This is a genomic window from Flammeovirga aprica JL-4 (assembly GCF_012844305.1).
Taxonomy (GTDB): Bacteria; Bacteroidota; Bacteroidia; order Cytophagales; family Flammeovirgaceae; genus Flammeovirga; species Flammeovirga aprica.
Window position 1 is genome coordinate 1 of record NZ_JABANE010000377.1, and the last position, 639, is coordinate 639.

At 60.6% G+C, this 639-nt stretch carries 1 protein-coding gene and 1 pseudogene; both read left to right on the plus strand.

From position 1 onward, the window contains the following. Positions 1–29: 29 nt before the first annotated feature. Positions 30–233 (plus strand): annotated as a pseudogene (locus HHU12_RS36050) (ogr/Delta-like zinc finger family protein); the annotation flags it as partial. A 17-nt stretch (positions 234–250) separates the two neighbouring features. Further along, positions 251–639 (plus strand): phage polarity suppression protein (locus tag HHU12_RS34465; protein ID WP_032449213.1); only part of this gene is annotated, 389 nt, incomplete at its 3' end.

The window sequence follows — 639 nt, forward strand, 5'->3', positions numbered from 1 at the left end:
CGTTCTGCAAAAAGTAGGCGCATGCGCGCACCTCCCGCTATCTGTCGGAGAACGTCAAACAGCGCTATCACCAGTGCACCAATATTGAGTGCTCGGCGACGTTCCGCACCACTGAAGCCATCGACGAGGTTATCCGGCCCCCGGCGGAGAAAGCGCCGCCTGTCGCGGAGCCGGTCACACCCCCGGCACCCCGTAACGTGCAGGGCTGCTACAGCTCGCCATACCGTCATTAATCAGGGGAGAACTGACCATGACCACCCTCACGCTACAGCAGGCCTTTGAAGCCTGTCAGAAGAACGAAACCGCCTGGCTGAACCGTAAAGCCGAACTGGCGGCCGCAGAGCAGGAATATCAGGAACAGGTGCTGGCCGGGGATGACCGTATCCCGGCAATTATGCAGGAACTGCGCGACATTATCGATGTCAAAAAATGGGAGATAAATCAGGCCGCCGGGCGCTATATCCGCTCCCATGAAGCGGTGCAACGCATCAGTATCCGCAACCGGCTGAATGACTTTATGCAGGCGCACGGGACAGAGCTGGCCGCCACGCTCGCCCCGGAGCTGATGGGACTCAGTCAGCAGCCCGCACTCCTGACCGGCCATGCGCTCGACCGTTCGGCGCATTACCTGCGCGAAGC